The organism is Pseudomonas sp. IPO3774, from assembly GCF_013386835.1.
GTDB lineage: Bacteria > Pseudomonadota > Gammaproteobacteria > Pseudomonadales > Pseudomonadaceae > Aquipseudomonas.
The window spans coordinates 16,824-41,757 of the sequence record NZ_JACAQY010000066.1 but is presented as its reverse complement, the minus strand read 5'-3'; the positions used below and the strand labels follow the sequence as shown (position 1 = coordinate 41,757).

Annotated in this window: 23 protein-coding genes; 6 read left to right on the top strand and 17 right to left on the bottom strand. The window is 61.4% G+C overall.

Annotated features, from left to right (window positions below; translation table 11 throughout):
- The first annotated feature begins 106 nt into the window (after positions 1 to 106).
- Positions 107 to 625 (top strand): acyloxyacyl hydrolase, encoded by a 519-nt coding sequence (locus HYE77_RS29050; protein ID WP_003208415.1) that lies wholly within the window; start codon positions 107 to 109, stop codon positions 623 to 625.
- A gap of 137 nt (positions 626 to 762) precedes the next feature.
- Here HYE77_RS29050 and HYE77_RS29045 read toward each other — a convergent pair whose 3' ends face one another.
- From HYE77_RS29045 to HYE77_RS28990, 12 genes are all read right to left on the bottom strand, one after another.
- The gene (locus HYE77_RS29045) at positions 763 to 1,068 is read right to left on the bottom strand and encodes a YkgJ family cysteine cluster protein (RefSeq protein WP_003208416.1); all 306 of its coding nucleotides are present in this window, start codon (positions 1,066 to 1,068) and stop codon (positions 763 to 765) included.
- A 54-nt stretch (positions 1,069 to 1,122) separates the two neighbouring features.
- Entirely contained in the window at positions 1,123 to 1,614 is a 492-nt protein-coding gene (locus HYE77_RS29040) for a DUF2878 domain-containing protein (protein ID WP_177070180.1), read from the bottom strand.
- Positions 1,607 to 2,878 (bottom strand): cyclopropane-fatty-acyl-phospholipid synthase family protein, encoded by a 1,272-nt coding sequence (locus tag HYE77_RS29035; RefSeq protein WP_087693767.1) that lies wholly within the window; start codon positions 2,876 to 2,878, stop codon positions 1,607 to 1,609. Before HYE77_RS29035 ends, HYE77_RS29040 begins: the two co-directional genes overlap by 8 nt.
- Entirely contained in the window at positions 2,865 to 3,671 is an 807-nt protein-coding gene (locus HYE77_RS29030; RefSeq protein ID WP_087693766.1) for a DUF1365 domain-containing protein, read from the bottom strand. The genes HYE77_RS29035 and HYE77_RS29030 overlap by 14 nt, the downstream gene beginning before the upstream one ends.
- Complete coding sequence (locus HYE77_RS29025; RefSeq protein WP_177009579.1) at positions 3,668 to 4,915, bottom strand: FAD-dependent oxidoreductase; 1,248 nt, start codon at positions 4,913 to 4,915, stop codon at positions 3,668 to 3,670. Before HYE77_RS29025 ends, HYE77_RS29030 begins: the two co-directional genes overlap by 4 nt.
- Positions 4,912 to 5,694: an SDR family oxidoreductase gene (locus HYE77_RS29020; RefSeq protein ID WP_177070177.1), complete on the bottom strand. Its 783-nt coding sequence runs from the start codon at positions 5,692 to 5,694 to the stop codon at positions 4,912 to 4,914. The genes HYE77_RS29025 and HYE77_RS29020 overlap by 4 nt, the downstream gene beginning before the upstream one ends.
- A complete protein-coding gene (locus tag HYE77_RS29015; RefSeq protein ID WP_008432282.1) occupies positions 5,691 to 6,113 on the bottom strand; it encodes a nuclear transport factor 2 family protein in 423 nt (140 codons plus the stop codon). The genes HYE77_RS29020 and HYE77_RS29015 overlap by 4 nt, the downstream gene beginning before the upstream one ends.
- The gene (gene phrB / locus HYE77_RS29010) at positions 6,106 to 7,551 is read right to left on the bottom strand and encodes a deoxyribodipyrimidine photo-lyase (RefSeq protein WP_177070175.1); all 1,446 of its coding nucleotides are present in this window, start codon (positions 7,549 to 7,551) and stop codon (positions 6,106 to 6,108) included. Before phrB ends, HYE77_RS29015 begins: the two co-directional genes overlap by 8 nt.
- A complete protein-coding gene (locus HYE77_RS29005) occupies positions 7,552 to 8,481 on the bottom strand; it encodes a MerR family transcriptional regulator (RefSeq protein WP_177070173.1) in 930 nt (309 codons plus the stop codon).
- Between the two features lie 3 nt (positions 8,482 to 8,484).
- Entirely contained in the window at positions 8,485 to 9,456 is a 972-nt protein-coding gene (locus HYE77_RS29000) for a DUF523 and DUF1722 domain-containing protein (protein ID WP_008432288.1), read from the bottom strand.
- A 112-nt stretch (positions 9,457 to 9,568) separates the two neighbouring features.
- The gene (locus tag HYE77_RS28995; protein WP_177070171.1) at positions 9,569 to 9,784 is read right to left on the bottom strand and encodes a TIGR02450 family Trp-rich protein; all 216 of its coding nucleotides are present in this window, start codon (positions 9,782 to 9,784) and stop codon (positions 9,569 to 9,571) included.
- Positions 9,781 to 10,767, bottom strand: coding sequence for an NAD(P)/FAD-dependent oxidoreductase (locus HYE77_RS28990; RefSeq protein ID WP_003208434.1), 987 nt, complete (start codon positions 10,765 to 10,767; stop codon positions 9,781 to 9,783). Before HYE77_RS28990 ends, HYE77_RS28995 begins: the two co-directional genes overlap by 4 nt.
- A 209-nt stretch (positions 10,768 to 10,976) precedes the next feature.
- Between HYE77_RS28990 and HYE77_RS28985 the strand changes: the two genes are divergently transcribed.
- A complete protein-coding gene (locus HYE77_RS28985; RefSeq protein WP_003208436.1) occupies positions 10,977 to 11,876 on the top strand; it encodes a TIGR01777 family oxidoreductase in 900 nt (299 codons plus the stop codon).
- Between the two features lie 14 nt (positions 11,877 to 11,890).
- Entirely contained in the window at positions 11,891 to 12,916 is a 1,026-nt protein-coding gene (hemH, locus tag HYE77_RS28980; RefSeq protein WP_134325751.1) for a ferrochelatase, read from the top strand.
- A gap of 752 nt (positions 12,917 to 13,668) precedes the next feature.
- On the opposite strand, the gene HYE77_RS28975 is transcribed toward hemH, so the two are convergent.
- The 3 genes from HYE77_RS28975 to algW form a co-directional block, all read right to left on the bottom strand.
- Positions 13,669 to 14,388: a DUF4198 domain-containing protein gene (locus tag HYE77_RS28975; protein ID WP_177068003.1), complete on the bottom strand. Its 720-nt coding sequence runs from the start codon at positions 14,386 to 14,388 to the stop codon at positions 13,669 to 13,671.
- 12 nt (positions 14,389 to 14,400) lie between these two features.
- Positions 14,401 to 16,512 (bottom strand): TonB-dependent siderophore receptor, encoded by a 2,112-nt coding sequence (locus tag HYE77_RS28970; RefSeq protein WP_177070169.1) that lies wholly within the window; start codon positions 16,510 to 16,512, stop codon positions 14,401 to 14,403.
- A 108-nt stretch (positions 16,513 to 16,620) separates the two neighbouring features.
- A complete protein-coding gene (gene algW / locus HYE77_RS28965) occupies positions 16,621 to 17,775 on the bottom strand; it encodes a Do family serine endopeptidase AlgW (RefSeq protein WP_003208442.1) in 1,155 nt (384 codons plus the stop codon).
- Positions 17,776 to 17,878: 103 nt separating this feature from the next.
- On the opposite strand from algW, the gene HYE77_RS28960 reads away from it, so the two are divergent.
- The 3 genes from HYE77_RS28960 (at position 17,879) to cysN (ending at position 21,719) form a co-directional block, all read left to right on the top strand.
- Positions 17,879 to 18,637: a Nif3-like dinuclear metal center hexameric protein gene (locus HYE77_RS28960; RefSeq protein WP_003208444.1), complete on the top strand. Its 759-nt coding sequence runs from the start codon at positions 17,879 to 17,881 to the stop codon at positions 18,635 to 18,637.
- A 256-nt stretch (positions 18,638 to 18,893) separates the two neighbouring features.
- Positions 18,894 to 19,811: a sulfate adenylyltransferase subunit CysD gene (cysD, locus tag HYE77_RS28955; protein ID WP_003208447.1), complete on the top strand. Its 918-nt coding sequence runs from the start codon at positions 18,894 to 18,896 to the stop codon at positions 19,809 to 19,811.
- A 9-nt stretch (positions 19,812 to 19,820) separates the two neighbouring features.
- Positions 19,821 to 21,719 carry a sulfate adenylyltransferase subunit CysN gene (gene cysN / locus HYE77_RS28950; RefSeq protein ID WP_008432291.1) on the top strand — a complete coding sequence of 633 codons (1,899 nt, stop codon included), beginning with the start codon at positions 19,821 to 19,823 and terminating at the stop codon, positions 21,717 to 21,719.
- 169 nt (positions 21,720 to 21,888) lie between these two features.
- Here the strand turns inward: cysN and HYE77_RS28945 are convergent, their stop codons facing one another.
- Both HYE77_RS28945 and pta read right to left on the bottom strand, forming a co-directional pair.
- On the bottom strand, positions 21,889 to 22,788 hold the full coding sequence (locus HYE77_RS28945) for an acyltransferase (RefSeq protein WP_003208452.1): 900 nt from the start codon (positions 22,786 to 22,788) through the stop codon (positions 21,889 to 21,891).
- Positions 22,789 to 24,888 carry a phosphate acetyltransferase gene (gene pta / locus HYE77_RS28940; RefSeq protein ID WP_003208454.1) on the bottom strand — a complete coding sequence of 700 codons (2,100 nt, stop codon included), beginning with the start codon at positions 24,886 to 24,888 and terminating at the stop codon, positions 22,789 to 22,791.
- Between the last annotated feature and the right edge of the window lie 46 nt (positions 24,889 to 24,934).

The following is a 24,934-nucleotide window of genomic DNA, read 5'->3' as shown; positions in this document are numbered from 1 at the left end:
CGTGAAATAACGCCTTTATCCGCTGAACTTCTGGCTATACGGCAGCTTCTATAGCAAGTTAGCCGGTACAAAATCATACAACTTCGTTCGGAAGGGATGTTTCTCTATGAAGCGCTTGTTCTGTTTGGCTGCGATTGCGGCCGCAATGTTGGGGCACTCTTTTTCCGCACAGGCGGCAGGCCTGGAACTTGGGGTGGGAAGTACGAGCGATTCGACCATGACCTATCGGTTGGGGCTGACCTCGGACTGGGATAAAAGCTGGTGGCAGACCGATACGGGGCGCGTGACCGGGTACTGGAGCGGCGCCTACACCTACTGGGACGGTGACAAGCGGGCCAGCGTCAGCAGCCTGTCGTTCTCACCCGTGTTTGTGTATGAGTTTGCCGGGGAGAGGGTGAAGCCGTACATCGAGGCCGGCGTGGGTGTGGCCGTGTTCTCCCGCACGCGGGTAGAAGACAACAATATCGGCCAGGCTTTCCAGTTTGAAGACCGGCTGGGCTTTGGCTTGCGCTTTGTCGGTGGCAGTGAAGTGGGGATTCGGGCCACCCATTACTCCAATGCCGGGATCAGCAGCAATAATGATGGTGTAGAGAGTTATTCGCTGCACTACACGCTGCCGTTGTAGTTTTTTAAGCACACTGCAAAACCATTGTGGGAGCGGGCTTGCTCGCGAAAGCGGTATATCAGCCACGAATCAGTTGACTGACACACCGCTTTCGCGAGCAAGCCCGCTCCCACATTGGCTACTCATTGGTTCCGAAATCAGCGATACACCGTCGCAATCCCCTGGCGCTCATCGATGCACTCCGGCGCGCCCATCTCGAATTCCCGGCAGATCAGCGGCCGCTTCTCGTAAATCGTGCACATCATCGTGTCGCGGTCCAGCGCCGCGCACCAGCCGTCATCCAGGCGTAGCATGACTTCGCCGCCCCAATCGTCGGTATCGATAAAGCGATCGGGCACGCCGGTATCAGTGATCAGCATGACTTCCAGCTGGCAGCAGCACGCGGCGCAGGTGGAGCAGGTGACGGCAGGTTCGGCGATTTGGGTATGGGGGATGTTGGTCATAGGCGCGCAGTGTAAGGCAAGCGGCTCATAGGTGTGTGAAAGGCCTGACGGACGTCAATGCGCCAACTGCCTGGCGACCCAATGCAACAACGGAAAAATCATCCCCCAGAGTAACGCCAGGCCGATGACGGTCGGCACGGTGCCATAGCCGAAACTCACCCCCGCCAGTTGGCTGCCCGCGTAATAGGACAGCGGCCCACCCACCGCCCCCAACAAACTCGCAAGCCACCAGGGCTGCGCGCTCCAGGCCAGGCAATGGCGCAGCGTGGTCGCCAGCAATGCCCACAACAGGATCAGCCACAATGGCGCCAACAGCCCGGGCAGGCTGAAATGAAACACGCCGAATGCACGTAGCACGGTGTCGATCACGGTGCCCAACAAGGTGACGGCAACAATCACCTGGCCTTCCGCTGACCACGAACTTATCCACAGCAGGTGGATTACCAGCACCGCCAACCCCACCAACAGCCACAGACTGTCGCCGCCCAGCACACAGGCAAACCAGCCGCACTGGAACAGCACGGCATTTGCCAGTGGTTTAAGCATCAAAGCGCCCGAGCAGTGGCTGGGTCAGCGCCGCCGGCTTGGCCAGCAGCATCTGCGCGGTGCCGATGGTGCGCTCCATAAAGCCGCCTTCGCAGTAGCACAGGTAAAACTCCCACAGCCGCAGGAAGTATTCGTCGTAGCCCATTTCCGTCAGGCGGCTGTGGGCGCGACGAAAGTTCTCATGCCACAGGCGCAGGGTTCGCGCGTAGTGCAGGCCGAAGTCCTCCATGTGCAGCAGGTTCATGTCAGTGTCGCGGCTGACGACCTCCAGCATCTTCTGTACACAGGGCAGGGCGCCGCCGGGGAAGATATAGCGCTGGATAAAATCCACGCTGCTCTTGGCTTGTTCGTAGCGCTGCTCGCGAATGGTGATCGCTTGCAGCAACATCAGGCCGTTGCTCTTGAGCAACTGCGCGCACTGTTTGAAATAGGTCGGCAGGAAGCGGTGGCCCACGGCTTCGATCATCTCGATCGACACCAGCTTGTCGTACTGCCCGGTCAGGTCGCGGTAGTCCTCCAGCAGCAACGTCACCTGATTCTGCAAACCCAGGGCCTCGATGCGTTTTTCAGTGTAGGCAAACTGCTCTTTGGACAGGGTCGTAGTGGTGACCTTGCAGCCGTACTGCTGCGCGGCATAAATCGCCATGCTGCCCCAGCCGGTGCCGATTTCCAGCAGGTGGTCGGACGGTTTCAGCGCGAGCTTCTGGCAGATGCGTTCCAGCTTGTTCAGTTGTGCCTGTTCCAGTGTGTCATCGGCGGTGAGGAACTGCGCGGCCGAATACATCATGGTCGGGTCGAGGAATTCCTCGAACAGGTCGTTGCCCAGGTCGTAGTGGGCGGCGATGTTTTTCTGCGAGCCCTTGCGCGTATTGCGGTTGAGCCAGTGCAGGCCCTGGGTGAAGGGCCGCGCCAGTTTGGCCAGGCCACCTTCCAGCGCATCCAGCACGTCGAGGTTGCTGACCATCACCCGTACCACGGCGGTCAGGTCCGGGCTGCTCCAGTAACCATGGATAAATGCCTCGCCGGCGCCGATGGAGCCGTTGGCCGCCACCAGCCCCCACACGGCTGAATCGAGGATCTGGATCTCCCCCAGCAGGTGCGCTTCCCGTGCGCCGAAGACTTGCCGTTCGCCGTCCTCGATCACCACCAACTGGCCGTGGCGCAGTTGGCCGAGCTGGCGCAGCACGGCTTTGCGCAGCAGCGCGGCGGTCATGCCGTTGACGTTCAAGCGGTTGGATTTGACCGATAAGCTAGGGGATTTCATGGCGGCGATCCTTGGTGTATCCGACTGCGGTGCGAGAAGCGCCTTCGGCGGCGTGATGGGAAAAAATCGGCGTGCGTTTAAGCAAGAGGCGCAAGGCCTGCCAATAAATGGCCAGGCAGGTCTTGGCGGTCATCCACGGGAAGCGCCACAGGTAGCGGTGCAGGCTGGCGCGGTTCAGGGCTTCGCGTTGCAGGCTCAAGGTGGCGTCAAAGACTTTCAGTTCGCCCTGCCAGTCGGCCATATGCACGCCGAGCCTGGCGGCGGGCGGGCTGAAGCTCATGCGGTATTCCAGGTCCCGGGGCAAGAACGGCGACACATGAAACGCCTTGGCCACGGCGAAGTGCTGATGCTCACCGGCAGGCAGCGCCTGGGCCGGCAGCACGTAGTGATAGCGCTCGCGCCACGGGGTGTTGGTCACTTCACAAAGGATCGCGGCCAGCGTTCCGTCGGCCTCGAAGCAGTAGAAGAAACTCACCGGGTTAAAGGCCAGGCCCCAACTGCGGGCCTGGGTCAGCAGGCAGATAACGCCCGAGGGGATGCGCCCCAGGGCCTTGCCGACTTCTTGGCGCACGGCATCGGTCAAACTCATGCCGTGACGGGTCAATTCACGCAGGTAATCCTGCTGGCGAAACGCGAACGGCGCCCAGCGCTCACCCGCCAATGGCGACAAGCCGAACACTTCGTCCTGTTCGCTGAGGTCCAGGTACAGCAGGCCGATCCGGTAGCGGAAGGCATGGCCCTTTGGCGTAAACCGCCGATGGGCGATCCAGCCACTGTACAGGGCGCTGTTCACAGGATTTCCCCGAACGCCTTGGCCACGCGCAATGCGCTGACCACGCCGTCTTCGTGGAAACCGTTGGCCCAGTAGGCGCCGCAATAATAGGTGTGCTGCGCGCCGTGCAGTTCTTCCCAGCGCGCTTGGGCGGCCACGGCGGCCAGGCTGTATTGCGGGTGGGCGTAGGTGTAGCGGGCGAGGACTTTGAGCGGGTTGATCAGCGCCGTTTGGTTGAGGCTCACGCAAAAGGTGGTGGTGCTGTCGATGCCTTGCAGGATGTTCATGTCGTAGGTCACCGCCGCCTGTTTTTGCGCGCGGCCATCCAGGCGGTAATTCCAGCTGGCCCAGGCCAGTTTGCGCTCGGGCAGCAGACGGGTATCGGTGTGCAGGACGACGTCATTGTCGGCGTAGGGCAGGGCGCCAAGGATCTGTTGCTCGGCCAGGCTCGCATCCCCCAGCAACGCCAGGGCCTGGTCGCTGTGGCAGGCGAACACCACCTTGTCGAATGCCTCGCTGCCGGCGGCGCTGTGGATAACTGCGCCGATGGCTGAGCGCTCAACCCGGGTGACCGGGCAATTGAGGCGGATATTTTCGCGGAAGGACTGGGTCAGCGGTTCGATATAGCGGCTGGAACCGCCTTCGATCACGCACCACTGCGGCCGGTTGCTCACCGACAACAAGCCATGGTTCTTGAAGAACCGCACGAAGAATTGCAGGGGAAACCCGAGCATGTCAGCCAGGGACATCGACCAGATCGCCGCGCCCATCGGCACGATGTAGTGCTGGATAAATCGCTGGCCGTAGCCGCCCGCTTGCAGGTACTCGCCCAGGGTCATCTCGGCGCTGATGCGTTGCTCTTGCAGGTCCAGGGGCGCCTGGCGGTTGAAGCGCAGGATATCGCGCAACATGCCCCAGAACCCCGGCGACAGAATATTCCGGCGCTGGGCAAACAGGCTGTTGAGATTGTTGCCGTTGTACTCGAACCCGGCGTTCGGGTCGCACACCGAAAAGCTCATCTCGGTGGGTTTGTACGTCACGCCAATTTGCCCCAGCAGCTTGATGAAGTTGGGATAGGTCCAGTCGTTGAACACGATAAAGCCGGTGTCCACCGCATGGCTTTTGCCTTCCACCGTGACATTCACCGTATGGGTGTGCCCGCCGATGCGGTCGCCCGCTTCGAACAGGGTGATGTCGTGGCGGCGACTGAGCAGGTAGGCGCTGGTCAGCCCGGCAATGCCGCTGCCGATAATGGCGATCTTCACAGGTCGTCCTTTCTCGGCGGCGGGCTGCGCAGCATGCGTTTGCCAATGATCAACTGGACGCGGTTCGGCAGTTTCGACAGTGGCCACAAGGCGGCAATAAACAGGGCAGGGAAGGCAATTTCCAATGGGCGGTTCTGCAGCTTGGCGAAGATATGTCGCGCGGCCTTGTCCGCCGGCCAGCTCAAGGGCATCGGGAAGTCATTGCGGGCGGTCAGCGGCGTGTCGACAAACCCCGGGCTGACCACGGTGACGTCGATCCCTTCAGGCGACAGGTCGATACGCAGGGACTCGAACAGGTAACGCAGGCCGGCCTTCGACGCACCATAGGCTTCCGCCCTGGGCATCGGCAGGTAGGTCACCGCACTGGCCACACCGACCAGGTGCGGTGTATGACCGGCACGCAACAGCGGCAGCGCGGCCTCGATGCAGTAACTGCTGGCCAGCAGGTTGGTGCGCACCACGTGCTCGATGATCGAGGCGTCGAATTGCCTGGCATCCACGTATTCGCAGGTGCCGGCATTCAGGATCACCGTATCCAGCGAACCCCAGGCCACCGCGATGTGTTCACCGATCTCGCGTACGGTCTGGCTGTTGGTCAGGTCGCCGGCCACCACCAGCACTTGCCCGGGATATTGCTGGGCAAGCTGTTCCAGGGGCGCCTTGGAGCGGGAACTGAGGGCCACATGGGCACCGCTTTCGAGCAGCGTCTTGGCCAGTTCGGCACCGATGCCACTGCTGGCACCGGTCAACCAGTAACGACGTGGAAGGTTAACGCTCATCCCATTCTCCTTTTCAGCCAGCTGACCACACCGCCAAGGACCGGCACGTGTTCATACAGCAACTGTCCAGCGTCAAAATAGTCCCGGTGGCGATACACCTTGTCGCGCCACAGCAGGTGCGAGCAGCCTTCCACACGAATCACTTCGCCCTTGGCCAGGCGCGGGTGGCAGAAGCTCATTGTCCAGCGCAGATAGCCTTCGCCTTCCGCTACTTGATCAAAGCCATGGAAGTCAAAGCGCAACTGAGTGACGTTGTCGTACAGCTCGGCGAAGTAGCGGTGCAACGCCGGTAGCCCGTGCACCTCGTGCAGTGGGTCGGTGAAACTGATGTCCTGGCTGTACAGGCCGTCGAGCAGGTGCAGGTTGTGCTTGTCCACACTGGCGAACACCTGGGCGAAGCGGCGCAGGAAATCACTCATAAGCACCTCCGACCGCCTGGCGTGAAGGCAGGCTGCGGAAAGCGGCGAGGGCGCGCTCGCGGGATTTTTTCAAATCGACGATAGGACGAGGATAGTCTGCCACACCAAACAGGCCGCCCACGGCGTCGGGGTTGTGCACTTCCTTTTTGTTCAGCGCCGACAACTGTGGCAGCCAGTGCTTGATAAACACACCTTCGCCGTCGAATTTTTCCGATTGGCTCAAGGGGCTGAAAATCCGGAAGTACGGGGCCGAGTCGGTGCCGGTGGACGAGCTCCACTGCCAGCCACCGTTGTTGGCTGCCAGGTCGCCGTCGATCAGGTGACGCATGAAAAAGCGCTCGCCTTCGCGCCAGTCGATCAGCAGGTTTTTGGTCAGGAACATTGCCACCACCATGCGCAGGCGATTGTGCATCCAGCCGGTTTCCAGCAGCTGGCGCATGGCGGCGTCGATGATCGGCAGGCCGGTGCGTGCTTCCTGCCACGCTTTCAAGTCTTCCGGGCTGTTACGCCAGGCCACGGCTTCGGTCTCCGGGCGGAATGCGCGGTGGCGCGAGACCCGTGGGTAGCCCACCAGAATATGTTTGTAGAACTCGCGCCACAGCAGCTCGTTGATCCAGGTAATCGCGCCGATGTCGCCGCTTTCGAATTCACCCTGGTTGCTTTGCAGCGCGGCATGCAGGCACTGGCGCGGTGAAACCACGCCCGCTGCAAGGTAGGCCGAAAGCTGGCTGGTACCGGGCTTGGCCGGGAAGTCGCGTTCGTCCTTGTAGTAGCTGATTTGTGCGTCGGCGAACTGGTCGAGACGGCGCCGGGCTTCGGCTTCGCCGGCAGGCCACAGGGCGCGCAAGGCTTCGCTCGGGGTAGCGAAGCCCTCGACGTGATCCGGAACCTCGTCGCTTTTGAGTTTGAGCGGCGCCTGCGCCTTGGGAGTGGCGACCAAACGCGGCAAGGCGCCATGCAGGCGGCTGTAGCAGACCTTGCGGAACTGGCTGAACACCTGGAAGTAGGTGCCGGTCTTGGTCAGCACGCTGCCGGGCTGGAAAAACAACTGGTCCAGATAGGTGTGGAACGTGATGCCTTGAGCTTCGAGGGCCTTGGCCACGGCGGCGTCGCGGCGCTCTTCGTGGATGCCGTATTCGTCATTGACGTGCACCGACTCCACCGACAGTTCCTGGCACAGGCCTGCCAAAACTTCAGGTGCTTGATCCCAAGTGTCGGCATGGCGGATCAATAACGGAATGTTCAACTCGCCCAGCGCTGAGCTCAAGCGCTGCAGGTTGCGCAGCCAGAAATCGACCTTGCACGGCGCGTCATCGTGGGCCAGCCATTGCCCGGGGCTGATCAGGTAGACGGCCGCTGTCGGGCCACGCTGTGCGGCGGCGGCGAGGGCGGTGTTGTCATGTAGGCGCAGGTCGGTGCGCAGCCAGATCAAGTGCATTTAAATAAGTCCACGCTGGATCAGTACCTGATGGGCCGACAACGGGTCTTCGGCCAGGAGCAATTCAGGAATCTCTTGGGTTAATACGGACAGCTCCGCCTGGTGGATGCATACCGTTGGTCCGGTTATCAGTTTTGGGCAACTGAAGCCGCTCAACAGTTTGCCCAGCACCGAGGTATGGAGTGCCTTGCTCGAATACAGCAGTACCGCGCGGGGTTGCAGATGCTCGACGGCCAGGGCCAGTTCGCCTGCCGGCAATGGCCAGTCGAAAACTTCCACCGGGCAATCGGCGCTGCTGGCGAGCCAGGCGGTGAGCCACAGGTGCGGCTCCAGCGGCAGGTCGGAATGGTTGATCAGCAGCAGGGGGGCGCCGTTGAGCTGGCGGTTGTTGTGATACATCCGCGCACCGAATTTGCTGCGCAGCCAGGAATAGAAAAATACCCGTTCCATCTGCGCGCCGAACTGGCCTTGCCAGCGCAGTTCGAGCTCCTTGAGCAACGGCAATAACAGTTGCTCGCACAAGGTGCGCGGCGGGTACAGCGCCATGGCCTGGTTGAAGGCATCATCCACCCGGCGCTCGGCCAGTTCGCTGATGGCCTGCACAAGGTGCTGGCGGCGGTTGTGCCATTCGTTTTCCACCGGCGGCTCGCTGGTGGCTTGCGCGGTGTCGATCAGGCTCTTGACCTGGCTGACCGGCACACCGCGGTTGAGCCAGGTCAGGATGGTATGGATGCGTTGCACGTGCTCGGCACTGAACAGGCGGTGCCCCTTGGGCGTGCGCTGGGGCACGATCAGCCCGTAGCGCCGCTCCCAGGCGCGCAAGGTCACGGCGTTGACGCCGGTCTGGCGCGCCACTTCGCGGATCGGCAGCCAGCCTTGTTCGATGGCCTCGGCGATGTCTTCGCCAGGTTCTTGCAGGGGAAAAGTCATAGGTTAAATCGCATTACGCAGGCTGAGGTTTTCCGGGTGCGGTTGCAGGTAGGCCTGCTGCGCGATATAGCGGTCCGGATGCTGGCGAAAGTGGTGCTTGAGCAGCGTCAGCGGTACCACCAGCGGCACGATGCCCTGGCGGTATTGGCTGATGATGGTCTGCATTTCCTGTTTGTCTTCGGCGCTGATGGCTTGCTTGAGGTAGCCGCTGATGTGTTGCAGCACGTTGGTGTGGGTGCCGCGTGTGGCGCACTGGGTCAGGGCGCTCATCAGTTCGCTGAAGTAGCCGGCGGCCAAGGCGCCCAGGTCGACGTCCCTGGGCATGCTGCCCAGCAGGTTGCCGAGGCTTTTGTAATGCACCGGGCTGTGGGCCATCAGCAGGTATTTGTAGCGCGAGTGAAATTCCAGCAGGCGATGACGGGTCAGGCCTTCGGCGAGCAGTTGCTGCCAGGTGGCGTAGACGAACACCCGGGTCAGGAAGTTTTCCCGCAGCACCGGGTCATTCAGCCGACCGTCTTCTTCCACCGGCAGATTGGGGTGGCGTGCACAAAACGCCTGGGCGTAGATGCCGCGCCCGCCGCCGTCGATGGGCATGCCGTTGTCCTGATAGACCTTTACCCGCTCCAGGCCGCAGGACGGGGATTTCTGCATGAAGATGTAACCGCATAGGTCGGTGTGTTCAGCAGCCATTTGCTGGCCGTAATCGTCCAGCGGCTGGGTCACGTTAAGTTCGCGGTTTACGGTGCCAACGGCCTGTGGATTGAGCGGGTCGCCCACCAGGCGAATCGGCTCGCGGGGAATGCCCAGGCCAATGGCGACTTCAGGACACAGCGGCACGAAGTCGAAATAATCGGCCAGGGTCTGGCTACACAGCTGGGATTGTTTATGCCCGCCGTTGAAGCGCACGTTCTCGCCCAACAGGCAGGCGCTGATGGCGATTTTCGGTTTGCCGGTGGCGGGCAGGGTGCTGGACATGGCCAAACCTCGATGAAATTCCTGTACAGAGTTAAATTTCTGTACAACTTAATCTCATCATAGGTTTGAAGCTGTACAAGTCAAATAATTTGTACAAGTATTTGCGCAATGGCTATTTCCAGCCGATTTTCCAGTCTTCGGCGTTCTGCAGGGTTTGCCAGGCCAGGCGCTGCACGCGATGGCTCATCACGGCTTCCAGCTCGATTTCCTGCACATCGCCTTCGTCATCACGCAGCAGTTTGGTCACCAGAAAATGTTTTTCCTTGTGCTGCGGGCGGGCTGCTGTCCACTTCGACAGCAGCAGCCTGGCGGGATTGATGCGGTTCATCGCAGGTGCTCGATCAACCGCCGCGCCGCCTCCTGGCCGCTGAGCCACGCACCTTCCACGCGGCCTGACAGGCACCAGTCGCCACATACATACAGGCCCAGGTCGGCGTCGGCCAGCACGCCAAATTCATGGCTGGTGGACGGCCGCGCGTACAGCCAGCGGTGGGCGAGGGTGAAGGAAGGCGCCGGCATGGCGCTGTGCAGCAGTTCGGCGAAGGCGCCGTGCAGGTGTTCGATCACGGCTTCCTTGGACAGGTCCAGGTGTTGCTTGCTCCAGGTGCTGGTGGCGTGCAAAACCCAGGTGTCGAGGGTGGTGTCGCGCCCCGGTTTGCTGCGGTTGCGCGCCAGCCAGTCCAGCGGGCTGTCCTGGACGAAGCAGCCTTCCATGGGCGTATCCAGCGGCTTGTCGAAGGCCAGGGCAATGGCCCAGGTCGGGTCCATCTTGACCCCGGCGGCGACACTCGCCAGCTTGGGCGCAGCGGCCAGCAAGGCAGTGGCCTGGGGCGCCGGGGTGGCGATGATCACGTGGCTGAACGGGCCGTGGCTTTCGCCGTCGGCGTCCAGCAGGTTCCAGTGATGTTTACCCTGGAACACCTCGGTGATGCGGCAACCGAACTGCACCGGCAAGTCATCGAGCAGGGCGCGGGTGATCGCACTCATGCGCGGCGTGCCGACCCAGCGGATCTGTTCATCGGGGGAGGGCGTCAGTTGGCCGGACTTGAAGTTGTACAGCTGTGGCTTCCATTGCTCGGCGCAACCATTGGCCTGCCAGCGTTGCACCTCGTTGACGAAGCGCCGGTCGCGGGCGGTGAAGTACTGTGCGCCCATGTCCAGCGATCCCGCATCGCTGCGCTTGCTGGACATGCGACCGCCACTGCCGCGGCTTTTATCGAAGAGTTGTACAACGTGCCCCGCGTCTTTCAACGCTCGGGCGGCGGAGAGACCGGCGATGCCGGTGCCAATGATCGCGATGGGAACAGTCATGGGAGGCCTCGTTTTACCGTTGGGTACAGACTACGCCGACACCAATAGCTGTACAATATTGTTTTTTGGTATAAGTTTTGGCGTACCTGATCGTTTGGCGTGACCTATGGTTAAACCTGAAGGTTTAACCAGCGTTGCGCCCGATTAAAACATCCCTGTTTATAAAATAGACTAACGGTGGTCGGCGAACGTTACACGAGGAACAACTCATGCACATTTTGCTGACCGGCGGTACCGGTTTGATCGGCCGTCAACTTTGCCAATACTGGCTTGCCCAGGGCCATCGCCTCACGGTCTGGAGCCGCCATCCCGAACAAGTGGCTAAATTGTGCGGCGCCCAGGTGCGTGGCGTCGCCCGCCTGCAGGACATAAACGAGGCGGTGGACGCGGTGGTCAATCTGGCCGGCGCGCCGATTGCCGACCGGCCCTGGACGCATAAACGCAAGGCGCTGTTGTGGAGCAGCCGTATCGGCCTCACCGAAACGCTGCTGGCCTGGCTTGAGGGCCTTGAGCACAAACCGGCGGTGTTGATCTCCGGTTCCGCGGTGGGCTGGTACGGCGACGGCGGTGAGCGCGAGCTGACCGAAGACAGCGGCCCGGTGCAGGACGATTTCGGCAGCCAGTTATCCATTGCCTGGGAAGAAACCGCCCAGCGTGCCGAGGCATTGGGCATCCGCGTGGTGCTGGTGCGTACCGGGCTGGTGCTGGCGGCGGAGGGCGGCTTTTTGTCGCGGCTGTTGCTGCCGTTCAAACTGGCGCTGGGCGGGCCTATCGGCAATGGTCGGCAGTGGATGCCATGGGTCCATATAAAGGATCAAATCGCCCTGATTGATTTTCTTCTGCACAAGACCGATGCCAGCGGTCCTTATAATGCCTGCGCGCCACACCCGGTACGCAACCTGGAGTTCGCCAAGACCCTGGGCAAGGTGCTGCACCGCCCGGCGTTCATGCCCATGCCGGCGTTTGCCTTGCGCATCGGCCTGGGCGAGTTGTCCGGTTTGTTGCTGGGTGGCCAGCGGGCTTTGCCGCAGCGGCTGTTGGCGGCCGGTTTCACTTTCCAGTTCACTGAGTTGCATGCGGCCCTGGACGACTTGTCCAGCCGCCTCTAGAGATAGGATGTTGCATGACGGATCACGCGTTGTTACTGGTCAACCTGGGTTCACCGGCGTCCACTTCGGTGGCGGATGTGCGCAGCTACCTCAATCAGTTCCTGATGGACCCTTACGTCATTGACCTGCCATGGCCGGTTCGGCGTTTGCTGGTGTCGCTGATCCTGATCAAGCGCCCGGAGCAATCGGCCCATGCCTACGCCTCGATCTGGTGGGACGAAGGCTCGCCGCTGGTAGTTCTTAGCCGTCGCTTGCAACAACAGATGACTGCACAGTGGACCCAGGGGCCGGTGGAGTTGGCCATGCGCTATGGCGAGCCGTCGATTGAAAGCGTACTGACCCGGCTGGCGTCCCAAGGCATCCAGAAAGTGACCCTGGCGCCGTTGTACCCGCAGTTTGCCGACAGCACCGTGACCACGGTAATCGAAGAGGCCCGGCGCGTGGTGCGGCACAAAAAGCTGGCGATCGAGTTTTCGATTCTGCAGCCGTTCTACGATGAACCGGAGTACCTGGACGCCTTGGCCAACAGCGCCAGAGCCTATGTGGAAGAGGATTTCGATCACCTCCTGCTGAGCTTTCATGGGTTGCCCGAGCGCCACCTGAAAAAGCTCGACCCTACCGGGCAACACTGCTTCAAGGACGCCAACTGCTGCCAGAACGCCTCTCCCGAGGTGCTTGCCACGTGCTATCGCGCGCAGTGTTTCAGCGTTGCGCGGGATTTTGCCGAGCGCCTTGGCTTGCCGGATGGCAAATGGTCGGTGGCGTTCCAGTCGCGGCTGGGCCGGGCCAAGTGGATCGAACCGTACACCGAGGCACGCCTTGAAGCGTTGGCTCAGCAGGGCGTGAAGAAGCTGCTGGTGATGTGCCCGGCGTTTGTTGCGGACTGCATCGAGACACTGGAGGAAATTGGTGATCGCGGCCTGGAGCAATTCCGCGAAGCGGGGGGCGAAGAGTTGGTGTTGGTGCCGTGCCTGAATGATGACCCGCAGTGGGCGGCGGCGCTCAATACCCTGTGTGAAAGAGCGCCGGTCGCACTGTAATCAAGCCGAGTGAGGCCTGAATGTGGGAGCGGGCTTGCTCGCGAAGACGGTGGGTCAGTTAATGAAGATAGCGACTGAAACACCGCTTTCGCGAGCAAGCCCGCTCCCACATTGACTGTGCCCACTCTGGATTTGCGGGGTTACTCGTGATGCGGCTCGCCCTGAAAGCTCAGGGAACTGGAAAGAGCGCCGGTTGCACTGTAATCAAGCCGAGTGAGGACTAAATGTGGGAGCGGGCTTGCTCGCGAAGGCGGTGGGTCAGTTAATGAAGATGGCGACTGACACACCGCTTTCGCGAGCAAGCCCGCTCCCACATTGACTGTGCCCACTTTGGATTTGCGGGGTTACTCGTGATGCGGCTCGCCCAGGAAAGTCAGGGAACTGGAAAGAGCGCCGGTTGCACTGTAATCAAGCCGAGTGAGGACTAAATGTGGGAGCGGGCTTGCTCGCGAAGACGGTGGGTCAGTTAATGAAGATAGCGACTGAAACACCGCCTTCGCGAGCAAGCCCGCTCCCACATTGACTGTGCCCACTCTGGATTTGCGGGGTTACTCGTGATGCGGCTCGCCCTGAAAGCTCAGGGAACTGGAAAGAGCGCCGGTTGCACTGTAATCAAGCCGAGTGAGGACTAAATGTGGGAGCGGGCTTGCTCGCGAAGACGGTGGGTCAGTTAATGAAGATGGCGACTGACACACCGCCTTCGCGAGCAAGCCCGCTCCCACATTGACTGTGCCCACTTTGAATTTGCGGGGTTACTCGTGATGCGGCTCGCCCAGGAAAGTCAGGGAACTGAACAGTCCGCGAGTCGCGACATCAGCATTGTCTTTGAGCTGGATTTCCACCTGCGCCGCAATCACATTCAATCCTTCATTTCTCACCAGCACCCGGGCGCGACCGTCTTTATCGGTCTCGGTGCTCAGGGTGTTCGGTGCGTTGCGATAGTCTCCGATCAGCTTGACCCCAGCCGCCGGCTTGCCATCCAGCAGCACCCGTACCGGCAGTGATTTACCCGGGCCGACCGTCAGCGGATCAACTTCCGGCAAGATCAGTAGCTTGATCTGATCCAGCTGCGGCAACTTCGCCCCCGGCTGGTAGATCGCCAGGCTGTACTTGAAGGTCTGGGTCGACTCAATCGCCCCCGGCACCTTGCTGCGGCCCTCGTTGATCCACTTCTTGTCAGGCGTCTGTGACCACATCCCGTTATCCAGGGCGACCGCCAGTACAGCCGGCGATTTGAGCGGCTTCAGGCGCGCATGGTCGGGCAGACGTTCCACGGTCACCGGGATCATTTTGCCGCTGGCGTCGTAGGCCCAGGCGCCGCTGATTTTCTGCGCCTTGAACGCGTTGTCTTCGGCGCCGTGGCCGTAGATCACTTCGATATTGCCGCGCCGTTGTTCGGTCCACAGTCCGTGGGCCGAGACTTGGGTGGCAAACAGCAGGCCGAGCACGGCCAGGGATTTGAAGGCTTGCATGGTGACGTCCTTTTACAGGTTGAGGGTCAGGCTGACGGTGAAGTTGCGCGGCTCGCCGGGATTGACCCAGTAGTTGCTGTAGGAGCGCTCGTAGTACTTTTCATCGAACAGGTTGTTGAGGTTCAGGCCCACGGTGACGTTGTCGCTGGCCTTGTAATGGGCCAGTAAATCGACGGTGTGGTAGGCCGGTAATTCAAAGCTTTTGCCGGCTTCGCCGGAGCGGTCGCCGACGTAGGTAAAGGCCGCGCCGAGGTCGGAGCCACGCAACAGGCCGTCCTGGAATTCATACACCCCGAGCAAGCTGCCGCTACGTTTGGCTACGCCGAGAATCCGGCTGCCGGTGGGGATGGCTTTGTCGCCTTTGGTCACTTCGGCGTCGATGTAGGCAAAGGCGCCGATCACCCGTACGGCGTCAGTCACCTGGCCGGTCAGTTGCAGGTCAAAACCCTGGCTGCGGGCCTTGCCCATGGCGCGCTGTGTGTCGGTAGCCGGGTCCAGGGCCAGGACATTTTCTTTCTCGATATGGAAGGCGGCGAGGGTGGTGCTCAGGCGGTCGTCGAACAGCTCGCTCTTGATCCCTATTTCATACCCCACGCCTTCTTCCGGCTTGAAGGATTTGCCGCCGGCGTCCAGGCCATTGTTGGGTTTGAACGAGGTGGAGGCGTTGGCGAACAGGCCCACTTCAGGCGTCAGTTGGTAGAGCAAGCCGGCGCGTTGGGTCAGGGCGTCGTGGGTCTGCCGGCTTTTGGCATGGTTGCGGCTGAAGTCGTCGGTGTGTTGCTCGAAGTGTTCGAACCGCGCGCCGATCATCCCGCGCAGGCGGTCGGTGAAGATGATCTGGTCCTGCAGGTTCAGCGCCTGGCTTTTCACCTGTTCGAAAAAGTCAGTGCCGGAGCGCTTGCCGTTCGGTTTGGGCTGGCCATAGACCGGGTCATAGATGTCGATGGCGTAATCGCCGCCGGCGATGGCGGTCACCCGTTCTTTCTTGCGGTAGACCTCGTACTCGGTGCCGATCAGCAATTCGTGCTGCCAACTGCCGATGTCGAACCGACCGCGCAGTTCGAGCTGGGTAATGCTGTCATGCCAACCGGTGGAGCGCTCGCGGTAGCGGCGGCTGAGGGTGTGGCCATCGGCATCCAGCGCGCGGTTTTCCGAGGCGTTGCCCCACAGGCTGCCTTGTTTGTAATGGCTGGCCAGGCGCAGTTGCCAGGCATCGTTGAGGTGATGTTCGAGGCTGGCTTGCAGGCGGTTGTTGTGGTTGCGGATATCGCCGTCGTCGGGCTCGCCGAGAAAGGTCGAGCGGGAGACGCCGCTCCAGCGGTTGTTGGGCGCGACGATGCCGCGGTCGAAAGTGGAGCGGTGACGCACGAATTCACTTTCCACCAGCAGGTGTGTGTCCGGGTCCAGTTGCCAACTGATGGAGGGCGCGACGAAGACCCGTTTGGCCTCAACGTGGTTGCGGAAGCTGTGGTTGTCTTCCACCGCCAGGTTGACCCGCGATAACACGTTGCCCTCGCTGTCCAGCGGCGTGTTCACGTCCAGCGCGGTGCGGTAGCGGTCCCAACTGCCGGCGCTGGTCTGCAGTGTGGTGAAGGCCTCGGGCTGCGGCTTTTTGCTGACGATATTCACCGTGCCGCCTGGGTCACCACGGCCATACAGGCTGGCGGCGGGGCCTTTGAGCACCTCGATGCGCTCGATATTCGCCGCGTCCGGCGTGCTCGGGTAACCGCGGTTGGCGCTGAAACCGTTCACGTAAAACTCTAACGTGGTGAAGCCGCGAACGCTGTATTCGTAGAGCGTCAGGCCGCCGAAGTTGTTCTGTTTGGACACGCCGCCGGCAAACTCAAGGGCACGCTCGACGTTGGTGCTGCCCAGGTCGTTGAGTACCGAAGCGGGAATCACGCTGATGGATTGTGGGATATCCCGCAAGGCGGTGTCGGTTTTTGTGGCGCTGGCGGAGCGGGTGGCGCGATAGCCCTTGACCGGGCCGGTGGCTGATTCGTACGCCTCGCTGGTGATGCGGGTGGCTTCCAGTTCAACGGGGGCGGTGTCTTCGGCGTAGGCCGGGTCCACCAGCAAACCCAGGGCGATTCCCGCCAGCGGGGCAAATCTTCGAGACGGCATGATAGAGCGTTCCAATAGCGATATTGAAACAATATAACATGACTAATGAGAATGAATTTCTTTTGAAATATTAGGTAACAGGAGCCCGCGAACGGGCTCCCGAAGCCGTTATTCCTCTTCTTTCACCGGTGCAGGCGGCGGACGCAGGCCGATTTCCGCCGACAGCTTGATTTCCTTGCCATTGCGCATCACCTGGATCGCCACCTTGTCGGTGGGTTTGATCCGCGCCACCTGGTTCATCGACTTGCGACCATCCCCGGCCGGCTCGCCGTCGATGCTGAGGATCACATCCCCCAGTTGCAGGCCGGCTTTCTGCGCCGGGCCGTCGCGGAAGATCCCGGCGACCACGATGCCAGGGCGCCCGGTCAGGCCAAACGATTCGGCCAGTTCCTTGGTCAGCGGCTGGACTTCAATCCCCAGCCAGCCACGAATCACCTGGCCATGCTCGATGATCGACTTCATCACTTCAGTGGCCAGCTTCACCGGAATCGCGAAACCGATGCCCTGGGAGCCGCCGGACTTGGAGAAGATCGCGGTGTTGATGCCGGTCAGGTTGCCGTTGGCATCCACCAGCGCGCCGCCGGAGTTGCCCGGGTTGATCGCGGCGTCGGTCTGGATGAAGTCTTCATAGCTGTTGAGGCCCAACTGGTTACGCCCGGTGGCGCTGATGATGCCCATGGTCACGGTCTGGCCGACGCCGAACGGGTTGCCGATGGCCAGCGCCACGTCACCTACGCGCAGCCCTTCGGAGCGCCCGATGGTGATCGAGGGCAGGCCTTTCAAATCGATTTTCAGCACCGCGAGGTCGGTTTCCGGGTCGCTGCCGACCACGCGGGCCAGGGTTTCCCGGCCATCACGCAGGGCCACCACAATCTGGTCGGCGCCGGTGGTCACGTGGTTGTTGGTGAGGATGTAGCCTTCCGGGCTCATGATCACACCGGAGCCGAGGCTGGATTCCATGCGCCGCTGCTTGGGCGAGTTGTCGCCGAAATAGCGACGAAACTGTGGGTCTTCAAACAGCGGGTGCGCCGGTTTGTTGATGACCTTGGTGGTGTACAGGTTGACTACGGCGGGGGCAGCGATCACCACCGCATCGGCGTAAGTCACCGGGCCTTGTACCACCGCGCTGGTTTGCGGTGCCTGTTGCAGGTTGACATCAAGGGTCGGCAGGCCGACCAGTTGTGGATAACGCTGAATAATCAGCATCGCGATCAGCACGCCAGCCAACAATGGCCATCCAAAAAAACGCAGTGCCTTGAGCATGAAGAAAAATCCTGACAGGTTGCAGGGGGCGGGAGAGCGCCCATAATGTCGCGCATTATACGAGGCCGTGAGCGCCTCTGAACGGGATATTTAGGAGTCTTTTATGGCCGTTGCCCTGAGCACCTTAGTCGAGGAAGCGGACCGCTACCTTAATAGTGCCAAAATCGCCGATTACTGCCCCAACGGCCTGCAGGTCGAGGGCCGACCGCAAGTGCTGCGCATCGTCAGCGGCGTGACCGCCAGCCAGGCATTGCTGGACGCGGCGGTCGAAGCCCAGGCCGACCTGGTGCTGGTGCACCACGGTTATTTCTGGAAAGGCGAAAGCCCGTGCATCACCGGCATGAAGCAGCGCCGCCTGAAAACCCTGCTCAAGCACGACATCAGCCTGCTTGCCTATCACTTGCCGCTGGACCTGCACCCTGAGGTCGGCAACAACGTGCAACTGGCCCGGCAACTGGACATCACCGTCGAAGGCCCGCTGGACCCGGACAACCTCAAGGTCGTCGGCCTGGTGGGTTCCCTGGCCGAGCCGGCGTCGCCCCGTGATTTTGCCCGCCGCGTGCAGGAAGCCATGGGCCGCGAGCCGCTGCTGATCGAAGGCAGCGAGATGATCCGCCGCGTGGGCTGGTGCACCGGTGGTGGCCAGGGCTATATCGACCAGGCGGTGCTCGCCGGGGTTGACCTGTACCTGAGCGGCGAAGCCTCGGAGCAGACCTTCCACAGTGCCCGGGAAAACGACATCAGCTTTATCGCGGCCGGGCACCACGCCACCGAGCGTTACGGCGTGCAAGCCTTGGGCGATTACCTCGCACGGCGCTTCGCCCTCGAACACCTCTTCATCGATTGCCCAAACCCGATCTAACGAACACCACCGGACACATGTGGGAGCGGGCTTGCTCGCGAATGCGGTGCATCAGTCGCCATATGCATTGACTGACACACCGCATTCGCGAGCAAGCCCGCTCCCACATTTGATCGAGTCGAGCCAAACCCAGCGGTATATTGATATACCGTTTCGATCTAGCCAGCCCCCTCAATAGAATCAGGCGCTGTGCTAGCATGCCCCGCTCGAACACGGCCCGCTGGCCGTCCATAAGATCGTTTTTCCGTGAGTAACCATGGTCGACAAACTGACGCATCTGAAACAGCTGGAGGCGGAAAGCATCCACATCATCCGCGAGGTCGCCGCCGAGTTCGATAACCCGGTGATGCTCTACTCGATCGGTAAAGACTCCGCCGTGATGCTGCACCTGGCACGCAAGGCCTTTTTTCCGGGCAAGCTGCCGTTTCCGGTGATGCACGTCGACACCCGCTGGAAATTCCAGGAGATGTACAAGTTCCGCGACAAGATGGTCGAAGAGCTTGGTCTTGAGTTGATCACTCACGTCAACCCGGACGGGGTGGCGCAGGGCATCAATCCGTTCACCCACGGCAGCGCCAAGCACACCGACATCATGAAGACCGAGGGCCTGAAACAGGCGCTCGACAAGTATGGTTTCGACGCTGCATTCGGCGGTGCCCGTCGCGATGAAGAGAAATCCCGTGCCAAAGAGCGCGTGTACTCGTTCCGCGACAGCAAGCACCGCTGGGACCCGAAAAACCAGCGCCCGGAGCTGTGGAACGTCTACAACGGCAACGTCAACAAAGGCGAGTCGATCCGTGTGTTCCCGCTGTCCAACTGGACCGAGCTGGATATCTGGCAGTACATCTACCTGGAAGGCATCCCGATTGTCCCGCTGTATTTCGCCGCCGAACGCGAAGTGATCGAGAAGAACGGCACGTTGATCATGATCGACGACGACCGCATCCTCGAGCACCTGTCCGACGAAGACAAAGCCCGAATCGTCAAAAAGAAAGTACGTTTCCGTACCCTTGGCTGCTACCCGTTGACGGGCGCGGTGGAGTCCGAAGCCGAGACGCTGACGGACATCATTCAGGAAATGCTCCTGACGCGAACTTCCGAGCGCCAGGGCCGTGTCATCGACCACGATGGTGCAGGCTCGATGGAAGATAAAAAACGTCAAGGCTATTTCTAAGGGGCTGTCATGTCGCATCAATCTGATTTGATCAGCGAGGACATCCTCGCCTACCTGGGCCAGCACGAGCGCAAGGAAATGTTGCGCTTCCTGACCTGTGGCAACGTCGACGACGGCAAGAGCACCCTGATCGGGCGCCTGCTGCACGACTCCAAGATGATCTACGAGGATCACCTGGAAGCCATCACCCGCGATTCGAAAAAATCCGGCACCACCGGTGACGACATCGACCTGGCGTTGCTGGTCGACGGCCTGCAGGCCGAGCGTGAGCAGGGCATCACCATCGACGTTGCCTACCGCTACTTCTCCACCGCCAAGCGCAAATTCATCATCGCCGACACCCCCGGCCATGAGCAGTACACCCGCAACATGGCCACCGGTGCCTCCACCTGTGACCTGGCGATCATCCTGATCGACGCCCGCTACGGCGTGCAGACCCAGACCCGTCGCCACAGCTTCATCGCCTCGTTGCTGGGCATCAAGCACATCGTGGTGGCCGTCAACAAGATGGACATCAATGGCTTTGACCAAAGCGTATTCGAGTCGATCAAGGCTGATTACCTGAAGTTTGCCGACGGTATCGCGTTCAAGCCGAGCACCCTGGCCTTCGTGCCGATGTCGGCCCTCAAGGGCGACAACGTGGTGAACAAGAGCGAGCGTTCGCCCTGGTACACCGGGCAGTCGCTGATGGAGATCCTCGAGACCGTCGAGATCGCCAACGACCGCAACTACACCGACCTGCGTTTCCCGGTGCAGTACGTCAACCGTCCGAACCTGAACTTCCGTGGTTTTGCCGGCACCCTGGCCAGCGGCATCGTGCACAAGGGCGACGAAGTCGTGGTGCTGCCGTCGGGCAAGAGCAGCCGCGTCAAATCCATCGTCACCTTTGAAGGTGAACTGGAAAACGCAGGTCCCGGCCAGGCCGTGACCCTGACCATGGAAGACGAAATCGACATCTCCCGTGGCGACCTGCTGGTGCATGCCGACAATGTGCCGCAAGTGACCGATGCTTTCGACGCCATGCTGGTGTGGATGGCTGAAGAACCGATGCTGCCGGGCAAGAAATACGACATCAAGCGCGCCACCAGCTACGTGCCGGGTTCCATCACCAGCATTGTGCATCGCGTGGATGTGAACACCCTGGAAGAAGGCCCGGCGAGCGCCTTGCAGTTGAACGAGATCGGCCGGGTCAAGGTCAGCCTCGACACGGTCATCGCCCTGGACGGTTACGCGAGCAACCGCACCACCGGCTCGTTCATCGTCATCGACCGTTTGACCAACGGCACCGTGGCTGCGGGCATGATCATCGCGCCGCCGGTGACCCATGGCAGCGCGGCGCAGCACGGCAAACTGGCTCACGTGGCCACCGAAGAACGCGCCCAGCGCTTCGGCCAGCAACCGGCGACCGTGTTGTTCAGCGGCTTGTCGGGCGCCGGCAAAAGCACCCTGGCCTACGCGGTTGAACGCAAACTGTTCGACATGGGCCGTGCGGTGTTTGTGCTGGACGGCCAGAACCTGCGCCACGACCTGAACAAGGGCTTGCCGCAGGACCGTGCCGGGCGTACCGAGAACTGGCGTCGTGCCGCGCACGTGGCGCGTCAGTTCAACGAAGCCGGCTTGCTGACGTTGGCGGCGTTTGTTGCCCCGGATGCTGAAGGGCGTGAACAGGCCAAGGCGCTGATCGGCGGTGATCGTTTGCTGACCGTGTACGTGCAGGCTTCGCCTTTGGTGTGTGCCGAGCGTGATCCGCAAGGTTTGTACGCGGCGGGCGGCGATAACATCCCGGGTGAGTCGTTCCCGTATGACGTGCCGTTGAATGCGGACCTGGTGATCGACACCCAGGCGTTGTCGCTGGAAGACAGCGTCAAGCAAGTGCTGGAACTGCTGCGCCAGCGCGGCGCGATCTAAGCTTCACGCGCGCAAAAAAGCCCGCCATGTTGGCGGGCTTTTTTTATGGGGCCTTGGAAACAACTCGGTCAAATGGGGGAGCGGGCTTGCTCGCGAAAGCAGAGTGTCAGCCGCCACATGTATAGGCTGGCACACCGCATTCGCGAGCAAGCCCGCTCCCACATTTTGATCAGTGACTGGCGGGATAATCTGTGTGCAATTTGGCGAGCAACACATCCTTCTCTTCCCACAACCGGTTGATCCAGCCCTGGAACGCCAACCGATACTCCCCATCCTGCTCATAATTCTTGCCGATAAACTCGGCCGGAATCTGCACCTCTTCAAACTGCACGACAACGTCCTTCACATTCCCGCACAGCAAATCCCAATAACCGGGGCGCCCACCAGGATAGTGAATGGTCACGTTCACCAGCGACTTCAGCTGTTCACCCATGGCATCCAGCACAAAGGCAATGCCGCCGGCCTTGGGCTTGAGCAGGTAGCGAAACGGTGACTGTTGCTGTGCATGCTTGCCCGGGGTAAACCGCGTGCCTTCGGCAAAGTTGAAGATTCCCACCGGGTTGTGGCGAAACTTCGCGCAGGTCTTGCGGGTAGTTTCCAGGTCCTTGCCTTTCTTTTCCGGGTGCTTTTCCAGGTACGCCTTGGTGTAGCGCTTCATGAACGGGAAGCCCAGCGTCCACCACGCCAAGCCAATCACCGGGACCCAGATCAGCTCTTGCTTGAGGAAGAACTTCAGCGGGCGAATGCGCCGGTTGAGCACGTATTGCAGCACCATGATATCGACCCAGCTCTGGTGGTTGCTGGTCACCAGATATGAGTGTTCATAGTCCAGGCCTTCCAGGCCTTTCAGGTGCCAGCGGGTGCGTCGCACCAGGTTCATCCAGGCCTTGTTGTTGCTGATCCAGGCCTCGTGGGTCTGGTTCATCAGCCATTCGCTGAAGCGCTTGGCAAACGGCAGCGCCTTGAACAGCGCCACGATAAACAGGAACGAGCACAGCAAAATCGTATTCAACGCCAGCAACAGCGAGGCGATCACCCCGCGCACGGCGGCAGGTAGAAAATCCAGCATTTAGACATCCATAGGTCGGTTGGCGGCTTGAATCGCGGTCAATGCGATCGTGTACACGATATCGTCCACCTGCGCCCCGCGGGGCAGGTCGTTCACCGGTTTGCGCAGGCCTTGCAGCATTGGGCCCAGGCTGACGCAATCGGCACTGCGCTGCACGGCCTTGTGGGTGGTGTTGCCGGTGTTGAGATCCGGGAACACGAACACCGTGGCCTTGCCCGCCACCAGGCTGTTGGGCGCCAGTTGCCGGGCCACGCTTTCGTTGGCGGCGGCGTCGTACTGCAACGGGCCGTCGATCAGCAGCGAGCTTTGGGCTTCGTGGGCCAGCAGGGTGGCTTCGCGGACCTTCTCGACTTCTTCTCCCGTGGCCGAATCACCGCTGGAGTAACTGATCATCGCCACCCGTGGCGTGATACCGAATGCGGCGGCCGAGTCGGCGCTTTGCAGGGCGATTTCCGCCAGCTCCGCCGCGCTGGGGTGCGGGTTCATCACGCAGTCGCCGTATACCAGCACTTGCTCGGGGAACAGCATGAAAAACACCGACGAGACCAGGGTGCAGCCCGGCGCGGTCTTTATCAGTTGCAAGGCCGGGCGAATGGTATTGGCAGTGGAGTGGATGACGCCGGAGACCAGGCCGTCCACTTCATCCAGAGCGAGCATCATGGTGGCGATCACCACGGTGTCTTCCAGTTGCTGCTCGGCCATCGGCGCGTTGAGGCTTTTGGTTTTGCGCAGGGCCACCATCGGCTCCACGTAGCGCTGGCGAATCAGGTCGGGGTCGAGAATCTCCAGGCCTTCGGGCAGCTCGATGCCATGGGCGCGGGCTACGGCTTCCACGTCGGCCGGCTTGGCCAACAGTACGCAACGGGCGATCCCGCGTGCCTGGCAGATGGCGGCGGCCTGCACGGTCAGCGGCTCGCTGCCTTCGGGCAACACGATGCGCTTGTTGGCCGCCTGGGCGCGCTGGATCAGTTGATAACGGAACACCGCCGGCGACAGGCGCATCTCCCGCGGCGTGCCGCAGCGTTGGTGCAGCCAGCGGGCGTCGAGGTGGCTGGCGACGAAGTCGGTGATGATCTCCGCACGTTCGCGGTCATCAATCGGGATTTCCTTGTTCAGGCTGTTGAGCTGGTTGGCCGTGTCATACGAGCCGGTGCTCACCGACAACACCGGCAGCCCGGCCTGGAACGCGCCACGGCACAGGTCCATGATCCGTGGGTCGGGCAGGGTGTCGCTGGTCAGCAACAGGCCCGCCAGCGGCACGCCGTTGATGGCGGCCAGGCTGACAGCGAGGATGATGTCGTCGCGGTCGCCGGGGGTCACCACCAATACGCCGGGCTTGAGCAGCTCCACAGTGTTACGCATGGTGCGGGCGCAGATGATGATTTTGGTCATGCGCCGGGTTTCGTAGTCACCGGCGTTGAGGATCTGCGCGCCCATCAGGTCGGCCACGTCGCGGGTGCGCGGGGCGTTGAGTTCCGGCTGGTAGGGGATGCAGCCCAACAGGCGGAAATCGCCGCTGCGCAACAACGGCGAATGCTCTTTGAGCCGTGCCGAGAACGCCTCCATGCTTTCGTCGGTGCGCACTTTGTTGAGGATCACGCCCAACACTTTTGGATCTTTCGGGCCGCCGAACAGCTGGGCCTGCAATTCCACGCGGCCGGAGAGTTCGGTCAGCACTTCGTTTTCCGGGGCCGAGACCAGGATCACCTCGGCGTCCAGGCTCTTGGCCAGGTGCAGGTTGACCCGGGCCGCATAGCTTGCGCTGCGGGTCGGCACCATGCCTTCGACGATCAGCACGTCCTTGCCCACGGCGGCTTGCTGGTAAAGGGTGATGATTTCTTCCAGCAGCTCGTCGAGCTGGCCGTCGCCGAGCATCCGTTCGACATGGGCCAGGCCCAGAGGCTGGGGCGGTTTCAGGCCGTGGGTGCGGGCCACCAGCTCGGTGGAGCGCTCGGGGCCGGTGTCGCCGGGGTGCGGCTGGGCAATCGGTTTGAAGAAGCCGACTTTCAGCCCGGCCCGTTCAAGGGTGCGCACCAGCCCAAGGCTGATGGAGGTCAGACCCACACCAAAATCGGTGGGCGCGATAAAAAAAGTCTGCATGCGAATTCTCTGGAGGTGCATGGCTTCGGTGGCGGCCTATGGCTGG